Origin of the sequence: Paenibacillus sp. 276b, from assembly GCF_900107875.1 — a bacterium.
In the GTDB taxonomy this organism is placed as follows: Bacteria; Bacillota; Bacilli; order Paenibacillales; family Paenibacillaceae; genus Paenibacillus; species Paenibacillus marchantiae.
The window spans coordinates 82230-99331 of the sequence record NZ_FNRR01000001.1 but is presented as its reverse complement, the minus strand read 5'-3'; the positions used below and the strand labels follow the sequence as shown (position 1 = coordinate 99331).

The window sequence follows — 17102 nt, the reverse complement described above, 5'->3', positions numbered from 1 at the left end:
CCGTATTTTTGCCAAAACTATATTTCGATATGATCGATGGGGGATGTCTTAATGAAATCCAAGAAGAAAAAGAAAAGCGCTGCGATCCTTATTTTCCTGGGTATTTTCGTTGTTTTGATTGCAGCACTCGTCCTGGTGAACCAGCAATCCAAGAAACAAATGGACGCCGTGGGGAATGCTTATGGCATCGCCGCCTCCAAGCTTAATCCCGCAACACGCGAATTGCTGGACGATCCGAACTACCAACAAATTATTTTGCCTGATGATCTGAAAGCCAGAATTGATAACAAAGACAGCTTCTTTGTATATTTCTTCGCCTCCGACTGCTCGCACTGCCGTGCGACAACACCTCAGTTGATGCCACTGGTCGATGAGGAAGGGATTCAACTGCCTCAGTTCAATCTGCGTGAATTCGATTCCGGTTGGACCGATTATAACATTGAGTACACACCAACTCTGGTATATTATCAGGATGGTGTTGAGAAAGACCGCATGGTTGGCGGGCTGCAGGAAAATGGCAGTGCCAACGGTTATACACTGGATGACTACAAGCAATTTTTCGAGAAATATAAAGGCAGTGCCACTCCATCGGCAAGCTAATCGTATATTCCCTTCGCGGATTTGATGGACCCGCATGGATTATATTGTCCTTTTCATGGACAAGCTCTGGAATCATTCCAACCTTTAATGATGTCCTTTAATATCGAACACCCCGGCCAATTCCTCTAGAGGAACGGTCGGGGTGTTTTCTATAGATCATATGTCTGAGAACATGTTAATGATAAAGTGAATGATGTCTTTCTATTACAAGCTTACTCACTCTGCAAGTTCTGCTCCTGCTGCAATGCTTTCATCTTCTCTTCATAGATTCGTCCACGTGTAGGACTTCGGCGTTGGGGAATATTAGGCTTCAATTCAAGAGCACGTTCTCGAACCTCCTGCACCAGTACCTCATCCTGAATCTGAATATGCAAGTCTCTGTAAGGAAACTTCTGCGGCTCAGGACCCGAAAGTCCATGAACCAGCTCCTGTACTTCCTGCACCAACGGTCCAAGGGCAATACCTCGCGAAGTTTCCGGATATGACTTTAACAGATCTACCGAACTCTGTAACATCATGCGTCCTCCGCGAAGGTTATCATTCCTGAAATGATACAGCCCCACTGCAATCTGCAGCAATCCTTTGTACAGAGAATCCCGATCCCGTTCAAGCCACAGTTCTTCCAATACCTCATGGCATTCAAAGTAGTCCTGATCGCGATTGAAGTAGATCAGATAGTCAACATACAGCGGCTCATAGCTGCTCATCCGGGTTTTCGCCCTTTCTAGCCGCATTCAGAAGTGCTTTTACATCATCCAGAAGGTCTTTTAACCCTTCCATATCATGACGCTCCCAGCAGTCATTGAAGCGCTTTTGTGCCTCTATCGCTTCGTTCACGAGGTGGTAGAAATACAATTGATGTATGATGCTCAGCGTTCTTGATACAATATTGGAGTCATCCTCAAAGGCCTTTTGCGCCTCCAGAATTTGCAGACGGATCGCCGACATCTCATTATCGAGTACAAAAGCGGCTTCCGCCGTCTTTTTCAATCGTGCGCGCATATCATCCGGCAGACTCTCCCGAAACTTGTAACTAAGGGAGTGCTCGATCGTGGCCCAAAAGTTCATCGCCAGCGTCCGAATCTGAATCTCAGCCAGCACATTCTTCTGCCCAAGAGCCGTCTGAACAGGATACTCAATAATCATATGGAAACTGCGGTAGCCGCTCTCTTTGAAATTGGTGATATAATCTTTCTCGATTAATACCGTCAAATCCTTACGTCCACGAATATACTCGGCTACCCGCCGAATATCATCCACAAACTGGCACATAATGCGGATACCTGCAATATCCTCAATGCCTGTTTCCACCTGATCAAGCGGCACATTCAGGCGTCTGGATTTCTCCAGAATGCTGGATATTTTTTTGACACGACCGGTAACGAATTCGATCGGGGCGTATTCTTCCCTTTTCTTAAGCTCCGCCCGCATCGTTTTAAACTTAACTTTCAATTCCTCTACCGCTTGTTCATAAGGAAGTAAAAATGTACCCCAGTCTCTACCGTCCATGCTTATGCCTCCTGTCTCTATAGCTTCCCCTGTTCTTATCCATTATACATGATGTTAAGCGGGGGGAAGAGTCCCGTACGACATTACCCTCTTCCACGCTTCTAATTTCCAATCCGGGGAACTCCGAAACATTGCTTAACGATGCTCTGCACCGACAGCTTCCGAAATATGACTGTAACCGTCTTTGCGCAGCAATTCACGCAGTCCGGCATGAATGCGCCGGTTCACTTCAGGTCCTTCATAGATCAATGCCGTATATATTTCCACCAGGCTGGCCCCTGCTTTAATCTTTTGGTAAGCATCTTCGCTTGTGAAAATGCCCCCCGATCCGATGATTGGCAGTTTGCCTTCTGTCTGGCGATAGATTTGGCGAATGATTTCCGTGGAACGATCACGCAGCGGCTTGCCACTTAGTCCACCTGTCTCTTTAGCATGCTGATGAGACAGACCCTCGCGGCTGATCGTTGTATTCGTTGCGATGATACCGGCAACTCCACTATCTGCAATGGTACTTACCATATATTGAAGCTCCTGGTCATTCACATCAGGTGCGATTTTGACCAGTACCGATTTAACGGAACCGCCCGCTCTCTTGCGCTGCGTCTCCATCTCATTCATCACAGCGGCAAGCAATTCCTTCAGTTCATTCCCATGTTGCAGATTACGCAGATCCGGTGTATTTGGTGAACTGATATTCACCACAAACAGGTCCGCATAATCGTATAGCGCTCGAATGCATTTTGCATAATCCAAATGTGCTTCTTCATTCGATGTCGCCTTATTTTTACCTATATTTACGGCCACTGGAATACGGCGCTCCGTGAGGCGTGCCAATTCACCCGCCATCGCTTCGGCTCCAAGGTTATTGAAGCCCATCCGGTTCACCAATGCCTCATCGGGAGGCAGGCGGAATAACCGTGGCTGGTCGTTACCTGGCTGTGCAAGCGGTGTGACTGTGCCCACTTCCATGAAGCCAAACCCGATGGAAGAAAAGCCCGTTACAGCCTGTCCGTTTTTGTCCAAACCAGCCGCAAGTCCTACAGGTGTAGGAAAATGACATCCAAACATATCCACAGCCAGATCCGATGTTTCACGCACGCCATACATGACACGCAAACCGGAAGGAACCGGGCGAATACTCCCCATTCCACTGAGACCGCCGATAATTAGATGATGGGCCTGCTCAGGGTCCATTTTGAACAACAAGGGTTTAGCAAGACTTCTGTATAACAAATCACTCACTCCGTTCTGGTCCGGTACGCTGTAAAAATGCTTTCCGTCTTTTTCATATGTAAAAAAACACTCTATACACAAGTCTATCCGTTTCTTCTTCAAAAGGAAAGTAGTTTGAGCATAGACAGAAGGAATCGTATTATGCAAAATGCTCACAAGAAATCCACCCGCCTACTGGAAATGGCGAGTTGAATTCTTTACAATGGGAGCATGGCTACATCTATATAGCCTTATTCCATGAAGGAGGAACAGCCCATGGCTCCCAAACGCAAACCACCTACTTTGCAGCAAAAGAAAGATGAGGTCAACCGGAAAGCCATTATCTGGACTGCAGCCAGCGTCGGTGGACTGATCATTATCATTGGTGCGCTTATTATTATCGCCAACCTGTAAATGCTTCAACCGACTGTTTCTGCATCTACATACCAATCCAGCATGGATTTTACGTTTTCTTCGGTCTGAATCACTTGGTTTATCGTTTAATTCAACCAATGATACGTTTTATTCGGATTATTTTGCTTGGGAACAAGTGTGTACCGGTAGCGATCCTTCGCTTCTGGAACCATAGCTGTCTCTGGCAGCAAATCTTTCCCGATGCGTACCGGAGTTCCCTGAGGAGCAAGAGCAAATAGCTCTTCCACATCTTCAGTACTCATTCTCACACATCCAAGGGATTCATCCAGCCCGATACTGTTTGGCTCGTTGGTCCCATGGATGGCATAATTCGTCTCCGATAGCTGCATGCCCCTACTTCCAAATTCGCCGTTGGAGCGACCATTTGGATTTACAACCTTGTCTGAAATGACAAACGAACCCTCTGGAGTACGATCTCCGCCAAGCCCCACCTCGTAATTCCGAATAATGGTGTCGCCACTAATCAGCGCAAGCTTATGTCTGCTCTTGTCCACGATGATTTCAAGCCGATCCTGTAAAAAAGGCTTTCCGCCTAACGTATCCACAAATGCAGCGTTTTTGCCTTGTGGCAAATCTGAACCTTCACGTGTTCCCTCACCTGTGTTTTTCCCTTTTCCCATTTGCCCTTGTTGATGCATGGCTAGTAGTGCCGGAAACATCCGGGTCATGCCAGGTGCAGTATCGCCCAGAATATTATTTGGAAACGGCTTGGCAAGTTGCGCCACACTTTTCGGCCAGCTACCGTTTTGTTTTTTATATGTAATCATTGCACTCGACAGAGCTGCCGCGGATTCCTGTTTGGCTGTCCAGGCTTGTGCCAGACGCTTGATCTCCGGTAATACTTCCGGCGGTTCACAGTTACACTGTTTGGCATCATAACTCTGTGCCGTTAATTTGCCACTGCTGTTTGTCTGAACGATGTATTTCACCGCCATATTTCGCTTCCATAATGTCCAGTTACCTGCGACCTGCATTCCAAGCACAGCCGATGTCTGTACCTTCGCACCAGAGCCTGACCATGCAGCTGCAAGTGCAGCCTCACCCTGGTCCCCTCCACCGAATGCTCCAGCTGTAAACACATTGGATTTTGCAACAAGAGCCAAGTCTTCCATCGGGTTATTCCCTGATTCGCTATCCATGGAATCGTCCGTCGATTCCAACGCTGAAGCCAAAGCCTCGGCTGCATCCCGATTGAAACCAGGAGCGTCTGCAGGTGGTAATCCTGCCAGTACAAGCAGCATAAGCAGGGTAAGCCACATCTTGCGAACACGATGTTTTTTCTCCTTTTGCTCAGCCATCTCAACCAGCTTCTCCTGATAATCCACCCATATATCTGCCGGTGCCTTGCTTCGCTCGAAAGCCTCGTAGACTTCACCCGCCTGTTGAAAACAATAGTTCGCCTTGGCTTCCTGCCCTTCACCCAAATATTCCTTACCAAGTAAATACCAGGCCATTTTATTATCAGGATGTTTCTTTACATATGTTCGTAGGTGAGTATTTTGCATCCGATCCTCCATCATTTCGCCTTTTTCCGTTTCTATATATATCGGCAAATGATGACAAGAAATCCATAGGACTTGAGTACCCGGATCTAAGCCTCAACATTCGACAAAAAAAGCACATTCGACTGTCCCAATGACAGAAGAATGTGCTCTTGTATGTTCATATGAAAGGAATTAACCTTCTTTGTTGAAAGGTTCATCCGCAACTTTAATGGAGTCCGTAGGGCAGCCGTCGCAAGCATCCTGCATGTCGTCGAACAAGTCATCCGGAATTGCTTTGATCCCTTTGTTGGCATCTCCATCGAAGATCACTTCTGCCAAACCTTCATCATCATAGTCATAAATGTCTGGCGCCGTTGCTCCGCACGCTCCGCACGCAATACATGTATCTTTTTCTACCCAAGTAAATTTACTCATTACCAATCTCTCCTCCTATTATTCAAAAACGTACAGTATTTTTATCTAGAAACATATTAATACAAAGTAAGAGTTATTACAAATAATTTTAACAGCCTCAAGACTCCATTATGCCCTATTTAATCAAGACTTTGCAAATTATCTTTTTGCAGCGATGTTCCCCGGACTTTATGATTGCGCAGTAATACGGAAGGATCATCCCCCAGCATGCCAGCTGTAACGACAGCATTCTCACCAAATTTGTCACGTAACTGATCCATAATGCGAATCAGGTTTTCCTTCTTCGGTTTCTGCTCATATTCAAACAGATCAAGCTGTATCGCTGACTCCTCACGTGGAATCAGCGTTTGGAGGGTCACACCCAACATACGAACAGGCTTCCCGCCGCGCCAATGTTTCGCAAATAAAGTACAGGCCTCCCGGTATATGATGGATGCATCTTCAGTAGGCACTTCCATCATCCGTGATCTCGTAATCGTCTTCATATCCGGTGTACGAATCGTAATCTGAATGCCCTGACTGAGCATTTCGTGCTTGCGCAACCGCCTGGCAACCTGGTCACTTATATTCAACAACACCCGATGTACATCATCCATTTCAGATATATCCGCAGGCAGCGTTGTTGTGTGTCCGATCGATTTGTTCGCTTCACGTTCAGCCTGAACTGCAGAATGATTAATGCCGTTTGCTGAATTTTTTAACCAAGAACCATTAATACCAAACACATCGGTTAACATCCGCTCGTCTGATTTGGCCAGCTGGCCTATTGTTTCAATGCCCAGCTTCTTCAGTTTTTCCGCTGTCTTTTTGCCAATCCCAAACATCTCGTTGCAAGGTCTATGCCATAAAATCTGAGGTACATCCCTCATCCGCAAAATCGAAATGCCATTAGGCTTTTTCAAATCAGAGGCCATCTTGGCAAGCAGCTTGTTGGGTGCAATTCCGATCGAACAGGGCATCCCCAGCTCATCCCGGATTCTGGTCTGAATACTTTCCGCAATCTCCAGCGGTGTACCGAACTGTCTGGACCCCGTAATATCGAGGTAACACTCATCGATTGAGGTCGCTTCAAGCAATGGTGTATAGCTGTAAGCTATTTTCATGAATTCTTTCGAATATCTACGATATAAATGAAAATCCGGACGAATCACAATTAAGTCAGGACATTTCTTCAATGCTTGATGAACGACCATACCTGTGGAAATACCCCTGCTTCGTGCCGTGTAAGAACAAGTTACAATGACACCTTTGCGCACTTCACTACTGCCAGCAACGGCCGTCGCTTTTCCTCTATATAATTCCGGTTCCTCGGCTTCATGTACAGAGCAATAAAAAGCATTCATATCGACATGCAAAATCACTCGTCCGGCGGTAGGATAATATCGATCTACATTAATGTTGTTATGCGTTTGCTCTGAAGACATGATCCACCACCGCCCTTTCGTATACACAATTCCGTTACATGCAATCTCTACTCTATTATATCAAATTCCCTTATGTAAAAATCATTTATATCCCCTTATTATCGGCCAGATTTAACGATCGATCGAATGATACCCCACACGGCAACGACGATAATAGCAATTATAATGAATGAAATAATTGTATTCTCCCACACAAAATGCATCCTCTTCCCTCCATTTATAAAGACAGGATTTGAATCCCTATGCAATCCTGGAATACTTGTATTTAGATGAAGCATAACATATTACAAGACTACGTTTACAGCTCACTTAACTCTACAATCCATCATTTGTTACACCAAATGGTGAATTCGATGTAGCATTTGGCGATAATGGTGCTATAATAATTAATTATACAAATTCACGATTTTAGGACAAATCTACACTTTGAATTTAATACAGTGTAGCGGTACAGAATCGAAGGATTCGTCACCAACATGCCCATATGTTTTTTAAACACACCATTAAACTTTCTAAAAAAAGCGCTTCATCTTAAAGGAGGATCTTCATGTCAAAGGCCATCTCCATCTTCGATACGACTTTACGTGACGGCACACAAGGGGAGGGAGTCAGCTTATCGGCAGATGACAAGCTCAAAATTGCCAAGAAGCTCGATGACCTGGGTGCTCATTATATTGAAGGCGGAATTCCAGGCAGCAACACCAAGGACATTGAGTTTTTCAAAAGAGTCAAGGAACTGAACCTGAACGCGAAGGTTGTCGCTTTTGGTAGTACGCGTCGTAAAGGTAGCATCGCCAGTGAAGACGCCAACTTGAAGCGCATGATTGAATCCGGTGCTCAGGCAGCGACTCTGGTAGGAAAATCGTGGGATTTCCACGTACACACTGCTTTGCAGACTACTTTGGAAGAAAATCTGTCGATGATCTACGACTCCATTGCCTATCTGAAACAAAACGATATGGAAGTCATTTTTGATGCAGAGCATTTCTTCGATGGATTTAAGAACAATCCAGAATATGCACAGGCTGTATTGACCAAAGCCCATGAAGCTGGAGCGGACTGGCTTGTAATGTGTGACACCAACGGTGGAACGATGCCGCATGAAGTGTACGAGATCGTGTCCACTCTCGCTGGACGACTTCCGCAAGCCCATCTGGGCATTCATACACATAATGACTGTGAACTTGCTGTAGCCAACACCTTAAGCGCTGTACAAGCTGGTGCCAGACAGGTGCAAGGTACGATGAACGGTTATGGAGAGAGATGTGGTAATGCTAATCTGGCTTCCATTATCCCTAACCTGCAACTGAAGCTTGGATATGAGTGCGTTTCTGAGGATTCAATGAGACAGCTCACGAATGTTGCCCGTTATGTCAGTGAGATTGCCAACGTAAATATGCCAATCAACCAGCCTTATGTCGGAAATGCTGCTTTCGCTCACAAGGGCGGTATTCACGTCTCTGCCATCTTGCGTGATTCCCGAACTTACGAACACATCGTTCCTGAGTTGGTTGGTAATAAACAGCGTGTGCTCGTCTCCGAACTGGCAGGACAAAGTAACATTGTGTCCAAAGCACAGGAACTGGGTCTTGAATTCGATCCAAGCAGTGCCAACTCACGTCAGATCATTGAGAAAATCAAAGATCTGGAACATCAGGGCTATCAGTTCGAAGGCGCCGATGCCTCTCTTGAATTGTTGATTCGTGAAGCCAACGGTGACATGAAAGAATTGTTTACCTTTGAATCGTTCAAGATGCTTGTTGAAAAAGTGGCTGGCAAGTCTGTTGTTTCGGAAGCCTTTGTTAAACTTAACGTAGGCGGAACAAGTGCGTATACCGCAGCTGAAGGCAACGGTCCGGTTAATGCACTGGATAACGCACTTCGGAAAGCACTTGTGCAGTATTTCCCTTCCCTTGCCAACATGCATCTGTCCGACTATAAAGTACGTGTTCTGGATGAGAAAGATGCTACTGCCGCAAAGGTTCGTGTATTAATTGAATCTAAAAACACGGAAAACACGTGGAATACAGTCGGTGTATCCGAGAACGTGATTGAAGCGAGCTGGGAAGCCCTCGTACACAGTTTCCGTTATGCCCTTCTTCAAGAAAAATTGCAGGACGAGCCTGGCGTAGTCAACATCCCTGCTCACGGACTAAGCAACCATTAATGCATATTTCCCGGAAAATAAAAGAAGCGTCTGTCTCCAAAAAACATTGGATGACAGGCGCTTTTGCTTCTCGCTTGACTAGCTTCTTGCTTGGTTAATCCTCAATTAACTCCTTGATTTTGCGCTCCAACTCTTTCTCAGGCAAAATCCCCAAGATAATTTCCTGAACGACTCCTCGGGAATCAATCAGTACATTCGTTGGAAAAGCTAAACCGTTATATTTGGCATATGCTGTTCCGTCTTCATCGAGCAGAATAGGGAACGTCAGTTTGTATTCATCTACAAAAGCTTTGGCATCCCTGATTTTATCGTACGTAGTTACATTCACACCGTAGAGATCCAGTTTATCCTTGTATTTCGCTGCTAATGTATTGAGCGCAGGAGCTTCCTGCTTGCACGGTTCACACCAGGATGCCCAGAAACTGACGAAGATGGCCTTTTCCTTGGCCCCACCTACAGCGTAGGTTTTCCCATCCATGGCTTTCAAAGAGAATGCTGGTGCCAGTAAACCCGCTTTAGGCCCCGTCTCCGTCGGCATTGGCTCCTCTTGCTTAAACACGGCTGCGATTCCGTTATCTGCATTTTGGGCCAAAGCAATGCCAACAAGCAAAACAACACCCAGCAGTATGTATATATTTCGTTTCATGACCAGCCACCCTTTTGTATAATCAAACATATTGAGATTCACGCTCTTCTAACATGTGAGATATTTCAAGATCTCTTTCATATTGTACCCTTTTCCTTTAAAATTTTACAATCCGAGTCACACAAAATAAAATAAAAAAAGGACTCCTGCCGAAGCAGGAGCCAAAGAGAGAGGGGTGAATACAAATGGCAGCACTTCACGGGCAGCAAAACACCTTATACATCCCTTCCTCCGTAGAACAGGAGATGTCTAAGTACATGTTCGCTTCACTGCCACAGGAAACCTGCGGGGTTGTGCTGGGTGAAGCCGCAGCGGGCGGCATACGAATCAGTCGGTTTCAGCCCATTCGTAACGTAGCGCCTGACCCGCTGCACCATTTTGCATTGGATGATGCAGAATGGATCCGGTGTGTGTTCAATGAGCCACAACTTATCGGACTCTTTCACTCCCACCCCCGAACCACTCCCGTACCTTCCAATGAGGATCTGCGTAACCTACCGATTTTCGCCAGACTACTCCAGGTATATTTTATAGGCTCGCCTGATCAGACAACTGGTACACAATCAAAGATGCTTCTAAATGGTTATCAAATTCATTCAAATGTTGATTCAAGCATTGGAATGAGCCATGTCCAATCATACAGCTTACAGCCCGCCCAGCTATGCGTGACTTAACTGGGTGTACAGATCACCCAATGTTTCTACATTTTTGCGAGACATATCCTCCAGGTAACAGGACCATAACTGTGCAGTCATTTTGGCGTCCTCCAAAGCGTGGTGGCGTCCATAGATCGGAATGCTTTTGGATTCCAGCAATTCATCCAGACCATAGCCCGGCCTGTTTGGTTCTAGCCAACGTGCCAGCATCATCGTATCGATGAGCCGGTGCGTTAACCTTACTTTGGATGTCCGCCACAAGGCCGCATTCAGAAAAGCCCGATCATGCGCGCTTGCATGGGCAACCAGTACACTCCCGCCAACAAAAGACATGAAGTCATGCAAGCCTTCTAGCAACGACGGAGCATGCATCGTCATTTCCTGAGTAATTCCCGTCAATTCAGTAATATGTTCCGGAACGGAGACTTTGGACTGAACCAACGTATAGAACTGCTCATTCTCCAACATCACACCGCCATTAATACGCACCGCCCCAAAGGAAAGGATCTCATCCCCATGCTGAGGAGAGAAGCCCGTCGTTTCTAGATCGAATACGACAGCATTCAATTCGTTCAAGGGTGTGTGCAGTACCTCGGGTCTGCGCTGTTCTCTCATCATCGAACGGATGAACGCCATATGTTGCGCCGTAGGGGCTCCCATTATGGAAGCGATGGCGGAAGGAACCCCTCCCTGGCGCAGCGAATTCCAGAATCCAGTATTGCCCCTTGCCGGCTCTCTCATGGACGTCTCCTTTCTGCAAAACGAAGTTGTCTTTGCAGCGCACGATGTACTCGCCGCACCAACCCTAACGTATCCCGGAGTTCATAAAGCATTTGTTTTTCCTTCAACTGTCTCTCATTTAGGAAACCACCGCTATGCTGTAACCCCTGTTTCATCACAACGGGTGTACTGCGTCGCAGTTTCAAAGCCGTCATAAAGGCTCGCTGAGCTGAATCCAGCAAAGTAAGCGGAACTGCTTCGAGTGATACCAATCTCTGAATCCGCTTGAGCGTGGACGTTTCTTTGATACCGTGCTGTAAAGCCAGAAAACGCGCACTGTTCACCAGCGGAATATACAAGCCGTATTTCACATCGAATCCACCTGCATGTTCACCGAATCGTTCGGTCACTACCCTTCCGAGGATGTTCAGTGTTGCCTTATGTTTAACGGTATTGCGCAGCACAGCATCAGAAAGCTCAGGAACCGATCTGAATCCTTCGTAAAATGCAGAAATCCATTCCTCCGCAAGCTGTGGCTCACCTGCAACAAAACGCATGTCTGAAGCGATAATCAGATTGCGAACCGGCTCCCATGACAGGTCCGATCCCCATGCTTTCAGTTGTTCCTTCCATGACTCCAGCGTTTTCCTCCATAAAGGCTCCGAGCACATCACTTTGCCTTCACATTTGGCGTAGCCAAGTGCCTCCAACATATCGGTCATTCGAAGTCCAAGTTCGGCAAAATATACCTCTTTCCCCTCATCCGGGGTATCGCTGATAATCATGCCATTATCCTGATCACTCCATAACGTCGCTTCTTGCCTGCCGGAACTGCCAAATACGATAAAGGCATAGGGGACGGGAGGTCGGCCTAAGCCTTCCTCTACCATCCCCTGGATGCATAACTCTACTGCCCGCCGAGCAACCCTGTCATGCAGTTCATTTACCGTCTGGTACCATTCAATCGGCGACAAGGAAGCGGACAACAGTTCCTGGAGCTCATTCTGCAATATCACACGTGCCTGGCGCAGTTCTTGAGAAGATGCCGCACCATCTATTCCCTGATAGGACCAGGATTGATTTATATACGGGATGGGTTCCATCATGTCCAGCCTCCTTGAAGCATGATTCAGCAATCATTCCTCTTAGGAGCTGAACGTACCGCCATTGGATTTAGTTTCTACATTTTTCATTTGTTCAGGGTACCCGTAAGTACCATGCTCACTTAAATCCAGACCCATCGTTTCTTCTTCTTCCGTTACACGGATTCCCATGATAGCTTTCATACCACCGAGAATAATGAAGGACATAATCAGTACGAAGGCAAATGCGCCTGCCAGACCCAGAAGCTGAACGCCCAGTTGGTGGAAACCGCCACCATAGAACAGACCCGCTTGACCTACGCCTGCATTCTCAGCCAGTTCTGGTGTTGCAAACAAACCTGTGGAGATCGCTCCCCACATACCGGCAATACCGTGTACAGAGAAGGCGTAGATTGGATCATCAATTCCTTTACGCTCAAAGAATTGAGCAGTGAAGAATGTGATAATACCTGCCAGAGCACCAATAACCAGCGCTGCCCATGGTTCAACGAAAGCACAAGCACCTGTGATGGCAACGAGTGCCGCAAGCACCCCGTTCAGCATGCTAGGAATATCAGATTTACCCAATACAGCCCATGAGATCAACAGTGCTGCAACACCACCAGCAGCCGCAGCTACGTTTGTAGTCAATGCTACATAACCGAAGAATCCATCACCCATGGCAGATAATGTACTACCTGGGTTGAAACCGAACCAACCGATCCAAAGGATAATTACACCGAGTACAGAATAAACTTGGTTATGACCTGGAATGATGTTAGGTTTACCATCTTTGTTATATTTTCCGATACGCGGCTTCAACAAGATGGTAGCTACCAGTGCGGCAGTTGCACCTGTCAAGTGGACAACCGTCGAACCTGCAAAGTCTTGCATACCAAGCTCAGCCAACCAGCCGCCGCCCCATACCCAGTGAGCAACAACCGGATACATGATAATGGTGTACAGCGTACCGAAAACGATATATACACTCATCTTTGCACGTTCAGCCATACCACCGCAGGCAATGGCCAGGGATACTGCTGCAAAGGCAAGATGGAATACAAACTTGATTGTTAGCGGAACATCAGAGAAGGCCAGTGATTCGAACGAAGCAGCCATTCCGTCCCCACTCAGGAAAAATCCGGTTGTTCCGAAGAAACTGTTACCATTACCGAAACCAAGACCGAAGCCTAGAGCCCAGAAGGCAATAACTGAAATTCCCAATGTCAGGATTGTTTTACCCGCAATGTGTCCTGCGTTTTTCATTCGAGTTGAACCCGCTTCAAGTAAAGCAAATCCCCCTTGCATCAGGAAAACCAGCACAACAGCCAGAAACGTAAAGGCTGAGTTCAGACCGCTTTGAAGTTCGATGTTAGTCGGCCCCTCCGCAGCTGCAAATGCGCTGACCGGGAAAGCCAATAAAGTAAGCATTATTAACACCGAAACCAACCATTTCTTTCTCATATACCCCACTCCCTCTTATGTTAAGTTTCTTCACATATCGTGAAACTCTTAATGCCATTATAAGCAGAAGACAGGAAAGTTGACAAGAGTATTTTCAGCAAAATTGAAAAATATTTCTGGGAATAAAGTCATACGTCTTTTTCTTGCACTTAAGTACATAATCATGTCCCATGAGTACATAGATATAGAAACGCAGCTTGACAGCCGCCAAAGCGTAACGTTTGACTGTATGGTTAAAGATCATGTATCATAACTAATAGTAAGAAAAAAATTGGGCGGGTTATGCAAAGCCGCAACTGGAATCTACAATTCCCTACATTTGAACTTGCAAGCGAGGTGAATATCATTGGGGATATGAAATTGTTTCGGATTGGCGAACTTGCCAAAACTGCAGGTGTGAGCGAACGGACGATTGATTATTACACAAAGCTCGGTCTCATCGCTCCTGAAGAGCGCACAGAAAAAAACTATCGTCTTTATAGTAATGAAACTTTAACCAGGCTCGAACGTATTGTACACATGAAACAAGAGAAATATAGTCTCGACGAGATTAAACAATCTCTTGAGAAGTGGAGTCTGGTGAGCACGGAAGAACAGGTTGCCAGCAAACTGACAACATTGGAGCTCCACGTGCAACAGCTGGAGCGAGAGGTGAATGAGCTTAAACCGCTGCTAGGCGAGATGAAACCTGTACAAGCACGCAAGATGATGGCCGGACTGCTCACCAAAAGTGCTGGTACGATGGAAGCTTTGAAAATCTTGCTTGAGAACACCATGATGTAGCTTATTATTTAGAAAGCGGAGGAATGAATATGAGTTTTAATAACGGTATGTTCGTTTTGATCATTATCGCCTTTTTGCTCTCCTTATGGGCGCAATTTCGCGTTAAGAGTACATTCAATCGTTGGTCTAATGTTAAAAACCTGAATGGAATGACCGGTTACGATGCTGCCCGTCACATGCTTGATTCCAATGGCCTACACGACGTCCCTATTGAACCCGTGCGTGGAGCACTCTCCGATCACTACGATCCAATCAATCGTGTCGTAAGGTTGTCTGAGCCTGTATATTATGAAAATTCAATCTCAGCTGTCTCCGTTGCGTGTCACGAAGTTGGCCATGCGATCCAGCACAAGGAAAGTTATCCAATGTTGGCACTACGTCACCGGATTTTCCCGATCGTCAACTTTGCATCTGGACTTGCGCCCTTCTTGCTCATTGCCGGATTCATCTTTAATGCAATGAACCTTGTCGGTATTGGTATTATTTTCTTCTCCGTAACCGTTGCGTTCCAACTCATTACGTTGCCGGTTGAGTTTAATGCTAGTAATCGCGCAAGAGAGATTATGGTATCGGAAGGTTATATCCGGAACGAAGAAGAAAGAGGCGTCGCCAAAGTATTGAATGCCGCAGCATTAACTTACGTCGCTGCAGCGTTAATCTCATTGCTGGAACTGGTTCGTTACATCGGAATTTTCAATAGCCGCGACTAATTCAATACAAAAACAAAAAAACAATACCCCACCGTTAATCGGATGGGGTATTGTTTTGCTGTAAACCGAAATAATTAAGCAAGAATGAACGAAATGACTGCGCAACAAGCGGAAGCTTGTCATCCGCTCGATGGATCAACCCAATCGTACGCGTGACTTTGGGATGAGAAATGGCTACATGTGCCGGTTGCAGCGGATTCGTCTGGAAAAGGGCCATTTCTGGCAGTAAACTCACTCCCATACCAGCGGCAACCAGCCCACGAATGGTATCCGTCTCTTCACCCTCAAAAGCAATCTTGGGCGTAAACCCTGCTTCAAGACATGCGTGCCAAACAATCGGACGCAGAGAATACCCTTTACTGAATAATACAAACTTATCATCTTTAAGTTGCTCTAACGCAATGCTCTCTTCACCAGCCAATGGATGATTGGGCGGAAGGATTGCATGCAGTTCTTCCGTAAGCACAATGTCACCATCTACCTGGTCGTGCTTTTCCGGAAATGGAGATATAAATGCCAAGTCCACTTCAGCCGATAACACATCACGAATGAGCGTTGGGAACATGCCTTGCTTGAATCTGAATTTGACGTTAGGATAACGCTGACGGAACGCTGCTACAACCGAAGGAATCAAGTGAATACCGAGACTATGAGGAAAACCGATACGAATTTCACCATGCTCCGGGTCGAGAAACTCATGAACCTCCCCGACCGCTTTGTCCAGATCTTTCAATATACCTTCAACCCGTTTGCAAAAGAGCTGCCCAACGGCGGTCAACTGCAGATTTCGCCCTTTTTGCATAAAGAGGTCTACTCCCAGTTCTTCCTCCAGCTGATGAATCTGACGACTCACCGCAGACTGCGCTACGTGCAATTCCTCCGCCGCCTGCGTAACATGCTCCTTCTGTGCCACTTTCAAAAAGTAATGCAACTGTCTTAATTCCACTGCCACTGATCTCTCCAATCTGCTATACCCTACTTATCCTTGATTGCATTCCGTCTTCAGATCAATCCGACTACTGCTTAAAGCTGCGGGGTTTCCACAAGCGGATGAGAAGTCCATAAATGAAGAATCCACCTAACAACCCACCCAAATGCGCCATCCAGTTAATGCCTGTCATGGCAAAGGAAAAAATAATTCCGAATACAAGCAGTGTATACAACGTTTTACGTGAGGTCTCGTCCATCATTGTCCGCTGGAACAAAGCTACATACAGAAACGCACCATAGATTGCATAGATTGCTCCTGAAGCACCCACCGAGATTGTCGTCGCTCCAACCGAGTTATACCACGCAACAGCCAGAATGTTGCCCAGAATGCCTCCACCCAAGTACAACACACCATATCTTACCGACCCAAGCAGCCGTTCCATTGGTGGTGCAAATACGATGAGAGCAAAGCTGTTAAACAACAAATGACTGAAACCAGCATGCAAGAACATGGACGTAATGTAACGCCACCAATCTGCTGCAAATAACTCGTGGTTAACAAGCGCTCCAAACTTAAGCAGCGTCATACTGTTTGTGGAACCACCGTTCAAACTCAATACAATAAACATAACAACATTGGCAATTAAAAGAATCGACGTCAAAGGAAAAAATTTCAAATAACTTTTCCAGTTCTCATACCTTATAAATATCATAAGTTTCTGCTTTCACTCCACCCTGTTCAGATCGGCCTGTAAGTCTGACCCATTCTAATGATCCTTCGTCCGAATTGGACAATGCCTTTCATAAAAGATTATAATGGATTTTGGCACGGATCACCAACTTAT

The 17102-nt window shown here is 46.2% G+C and carries 18 protein-coding genes; 6 read left to right on the top strand and 12 right to left on the bottom strand.

Features of this window, described 5'->3' with window-relative positions; all coding sequences use genetic code 11:
* Positions 1-51: 51 nt before the first annotated feature.
* Positions 52-600, top strand: a complete 549-nt coding sequence (locus BLV50_RS00500; RefSeq protein WP_064639191.1) for a thioredoxin family protein — start codon at positions 52-54, stop codon at positions 598-600.
* 212 nt (positions 601-812) lie between these two features.
* Here BLV50_RS00500 and BLV50_RS00495 read toward each other — a convergent pair whose 3' ends face one another.
* From BLV50_RS00495 to BLV50_RS00485, 3 genes are all read right to left on the bottom strand, one after another.
* Positions 813-1307: a DUF309 domain-containing protein gene (locus BLV50_RS00495; protein WP_090805154.1), complete on the bottom strand. Its 495-nt coding sequence runs from the start codon at positions 1305-1307 to the stop codon at positions 813-815.
* Positions 1294-2109, bottom strand: a complete 816-nt coding sequence (locus BLV50_RS00490; RefSeq protein WP_063564788.1) for a GTP diphosphokinase — start codon at positions 2107-2109, stop codon at positions 1294-1296. Before BLV50_RS00490 ends, BLV50_RS00495 begins: the two co-directional genes overlap by 14 nt.
* A gap of 135 nt (positions 2110-2244) precedes the next feature.
* Positions 2245-3342 (bottom strand): quinone-dependent dihydroorotate dehydrogenase, encoded by a 1098-nt coding sequence (locus BLV50_RS00485; protein WP_090807414.1) that lies wholly within the window; start codon positions 3340-3342, stop codon positions 2245-2247.
* Between the two features lie 255 nt (positions 3343-3597).
* On the opposite strand from BLV50_RS00485, the gene BLV50_RS32620 reads away from it, so the two are divergent.
* Positions 3598-3735 (top strand): hypothetical protein, encoded by a 138-nt coding sequence (locus tag BLV50_RS32620; RefSeq protein WP_162842436.1) that lies wholly within the window; start codon positions 3598-3600, stop codon positions 3733-3735.
* 86 nt (positions 3736-3821) lie between these two features.
* Here BLV50_RS32620 and BLV50_RS00480 read toward each other — a convergent pair whose 3' ends face one another.
* The 3 genes from BLV50_RS00480 to BLV50_RS00470 all read right to left on the bottom strand — a co-directional run bounded on the left by BLV50_RS00480 (position 3822) and on the right by BLV50_RS00470 (position 7099).
* The gene (locus BLV50_RS00480) at positions 3822-5210 is read right to left on the bottom strand and encodes a L,D-transpeptidase (RefSeq protein ID WP_218135354.1); all 1389 of its coding nucleotides are present in this window, start codon (positions 5208-5210) and stop codon (positions 3822-3824) included.
* A 222-nt stretch (positions 5211-5432) separates the two neighbouring features.
* On the bottom strand, positions 5433-5675 hold the full coding sequence (locus BLV50_RS00475; RefSeq protein ID WP_024629252.1) for a ferredoxin: 243 nt from the start codon (positions 5673-5675) through the stop codon (positions 5433-5435).
* A 119-nt stretch (positions 5676-5794) separates the two neighbouring features.
* On the bottom strand, positions 5795-7099 hold the full coding sequence (locus BLV50_RS00470; protein ID WP_090805145.1) for a DNA polymerase IV: 1305 nt from the start codon (positions 7097-7099) through the stop codon (positions 5795-5797).
* A 547-nt stretch (positions 7100-7646) separates the two neighbouring features.
* Here BLV50_RS00470 and cimA point away from each other — a divergent pair.
* Complete coding sequence (gene cimA, locus BLV50_RS00465; RefSeq protein ID WP_072732306.1) at positions 7647-9266, top strand: citramalate synthase; 1620 nt, start codon at positions 7647-7649, stop codon at positions 9264-9266.
* Positions 9267-9360: 94 nt separating this feature from the next.
* Here cimA and BLV50_RS00460 read toward each other — a convergent pair whose 3' ends face one another.
* Entirely contained in the window at positions 9361-9912 is a 552-nt protein-coding gene (locus BLV50_RS00460; RefSeq protein WP_090807412.1) for a TlpA family protein disulfide reductase, read from the bottom strand.
* Positions 9913-10097: 185 nt separating this feature from the next.
* On the opposite strand from BLV50_RS00460, the gene BLV50_RS00455 reads away from it, so the two are divergent.
* On the top strand, positions 10098-10586 hold the full coding sequence (locus tag BLV50_RS00455) for a M67 family metallopeptidase (RefSeq protein WP_063564792.1): 489 nt from the start codon (positions 10098-10100) through the stop codon (positions 10584-10586).
* Here BLV50_RS00455 and BLV50_RS00450 read toward each other — a convergent pair.
* The 3 genes from BLV50_RS00450 to BLV50_RS00440 are packed head-to-tail and all read right to left on the bottom strand — an operon-like array spanning position 10572 to position 13834.
* Positions 10572-11309: an exonuclease domain-containing protein gene (locus BLV50_RS00450; protein WP_063564793.1), complete on the bottom strand. Its 738-nt coding sequence runs from the start codon at positions 11307-11309 to the stop codon at positions 10572-10574. The genes BLV50_RS00455 and BLV50_RS00450 overlap by 15 nt on opposite strands.
* Positions 11306-12400 (bottom strand): DUF294 nucleotidyltransferase-like domain-containing protein, encoded by a 1095-nt coding sequence (locus BLV50_RS00445; RefSeq protein WP_371121402.1) that lies wholly within the window; start codon positions 12398-12400, stop codon positions 11306-11308. The genes BLV50_RS00450 and BLV50_RS00445 overlap by 4 nt, the downstream gene beginning before the upstream one ends.
* Positions 12401-12433: 33 nt before the next feature.
* Positions 12434-13834, bottom strand: a complete 1401-nt coding sequence (locus BLV50_RS00440; RefSeq protein WP_063564794.1) for an ammonium transporter — start codon at positions 13832-13834, stop codon at positions 12434-12436.
* A 354-nt stretch (positions 13835-14188) separates the two neighbouring features.
* Between BLV50_RS00440 and BLV50_RS00435 the strand changes: the two genes are divergently transcribed.
* Both BLV50_RS00435 and BLV50_RS00430 read left to right on the top strand, forming a co-directional pair.
* Positions 14189-14617, top strand: coding sequence for a MerR family transcriptional regulator (locus BLV50_RS00435; protein WP_063564944.1), 429 nt, complete (start codon positions 14189-14191; stop codon positions 14615-14617).
* 29 nt (positions 14618-14646) lie between these two features.
* The gene (locus tag BLV50_RS00430; RefSeq protein WP_063564795.1) at positions 14647-15327 is read left to right on the top strand and encodes a zinc metallopeptidase; all 681 of its coding nucleotides are present in this window, start codon (positions 14647-14649) and stop codon (positions 15325-15327) included.
* A gap of 34 nt (positions 15328-15361) precedes the next feature.
* On the opposite strand, the gene BLV50_RS00425 is transcribed toward BLV50_RS00430, so the two are convergent.
* Both BLV50_RS00425 and BLV50_RS00420 read right to left on the bottom strand, forming a co-directional pair.
* Complete coding sequence (locus BLV50_RS00425; protein WP_024629242.1) at positions 15362-16273, bottom strand: glutamate biosynthesis transcriptional regulator GltC; 912 nt, start codon at positions 16271-16273, stop codon at positions 15362-15364.
* Positions 16274-16343: 70 nt separating this feature from the next.
* Positions 16344-16970 (bottom strand): rhomboid family intramembrane serine protease, encoded by a 627-nt coding sequence (locus BLV50_RS00420; RefSeq protein WP_063564796.1) that lies wholly within the window; start codon positions 16968-16970, stop codon positions 16344-16346.
* Positions 16971-17102 lie beyond the last annotated feature (132 nt).

What these genes read in the sequence shown, in the direction of transcription:
- BLV50_RS00500 (WP_064639191.1), top strand. Translation starts at nt 52, where the DNA reads ATGAAATCCAAGAAGAAAAAGAAAAGCGCTGCGATCCTTATTTTCCTG.
- BLV50_RS00495 (WP_090805154.1), bottom strand. Translation starts at nt 1,307, where the DNA reads ATGAGCAGCTATGAGCCGCTGTATGTTGACTATCTGATCTACTTCAAT.
- BLV50_RS00490 (WP_063564788.1), bottom strand. Translation starts at nt 2,109, where the DNA reads ATGGACGGTAGAGACTGGGGTACATTTTTACTTCCTTATGAACAAGCG.
- BLV50_RS32620 (WP_162842436.1), top strand. Translation starts at nt 3,598, where the DNA reads ATGGCTCCCAAACGCAAACCACCTACTTTGCAGCAAAAGAAAGATGAG.
- BLV50_RS00480 (WP_218135354.1), bottom strand. Translation starts at nt 5,210, where the DNA reads ATGGCCTGGTATTTACTTGGTAAGGAATATTTGGGTGAAGGGCAGGAA.
- BLV50_RS00475 (WP_024629252.1), bottom strand. Translation starts at nt 5,675, where the DNA reads ATGAGTAAATTTACTTGGGTAGAAAAAGATACATGTATTGCGTGCGGA.
- BLV50_RS00470 (WP_090805145.1), bottom strand. Translation starts at nt 7,099, where the DNA reads ATGTCTTCAGAGCAAACGCATAACAACATTAATGTAGATCGATATTAT.
- cimA (WP_072732306.1), top strand. Translation starts at nt 7,647, where the DNA reads ATGTCAAAGGCCATCTCCATCTTCGATACGACTTTACGTGACGGCACA.
- BLV50_RS00460 (WP_090807412.1), bottom strand. Translation starts at nt 9,912, where the DNA reads ATGAAACGAAATATATACATACTGCTGGGTGTTGTTTTGCTTGTTGGC.
- BLV50_RS00455 (WP_063564792.1), top strand. Translation starts at nt 10,098, where the DNA reads ATGGCAGCACTTCACGGGCAGCAAAACACCTTATACATCCCTTCCTCC.
- BLV50_RS00450 (WP_063564793.1), bottom strand. Translation starts at nt 11,309, where the DNA reads ATGAGAGAGCCGGCAAGGGGCAATACTGGATTCTGGAATTCGCTGCGC.
- BLV50_RS00440 (WP_063564794.1), bottom strand. Translation starts at nt 13,834, where the DNA reads ATGAGAAAGAAATGGTTGGTTTCGGTGTTAATAATGCTTACTTTATTG.
- BLV50_RS00435 (WP_063564944.1), top strand. Translation starts at nt 14,189, where the DNA reads ATGAAATTGTTTCGGATTGGCGAACTTGCCAAAACTGCAGGTGTGAGC.
- BLV50_RS00430 (WP_063564795.1), top strand. Translation starts at nt 14,647, where the DNA reads ATGAGTTTTAATAACGGTATGTTCGTTTTGATCATTATCGCCTTTTTG.
- BLV50_RS00420 (WP_063564796.1), bottom strand. Translation starts at nt 16,970, where the DNA reads ATGATATTTATAAGGTATGAGAACTGGAAAAGTTATTTGAAATTTTTT.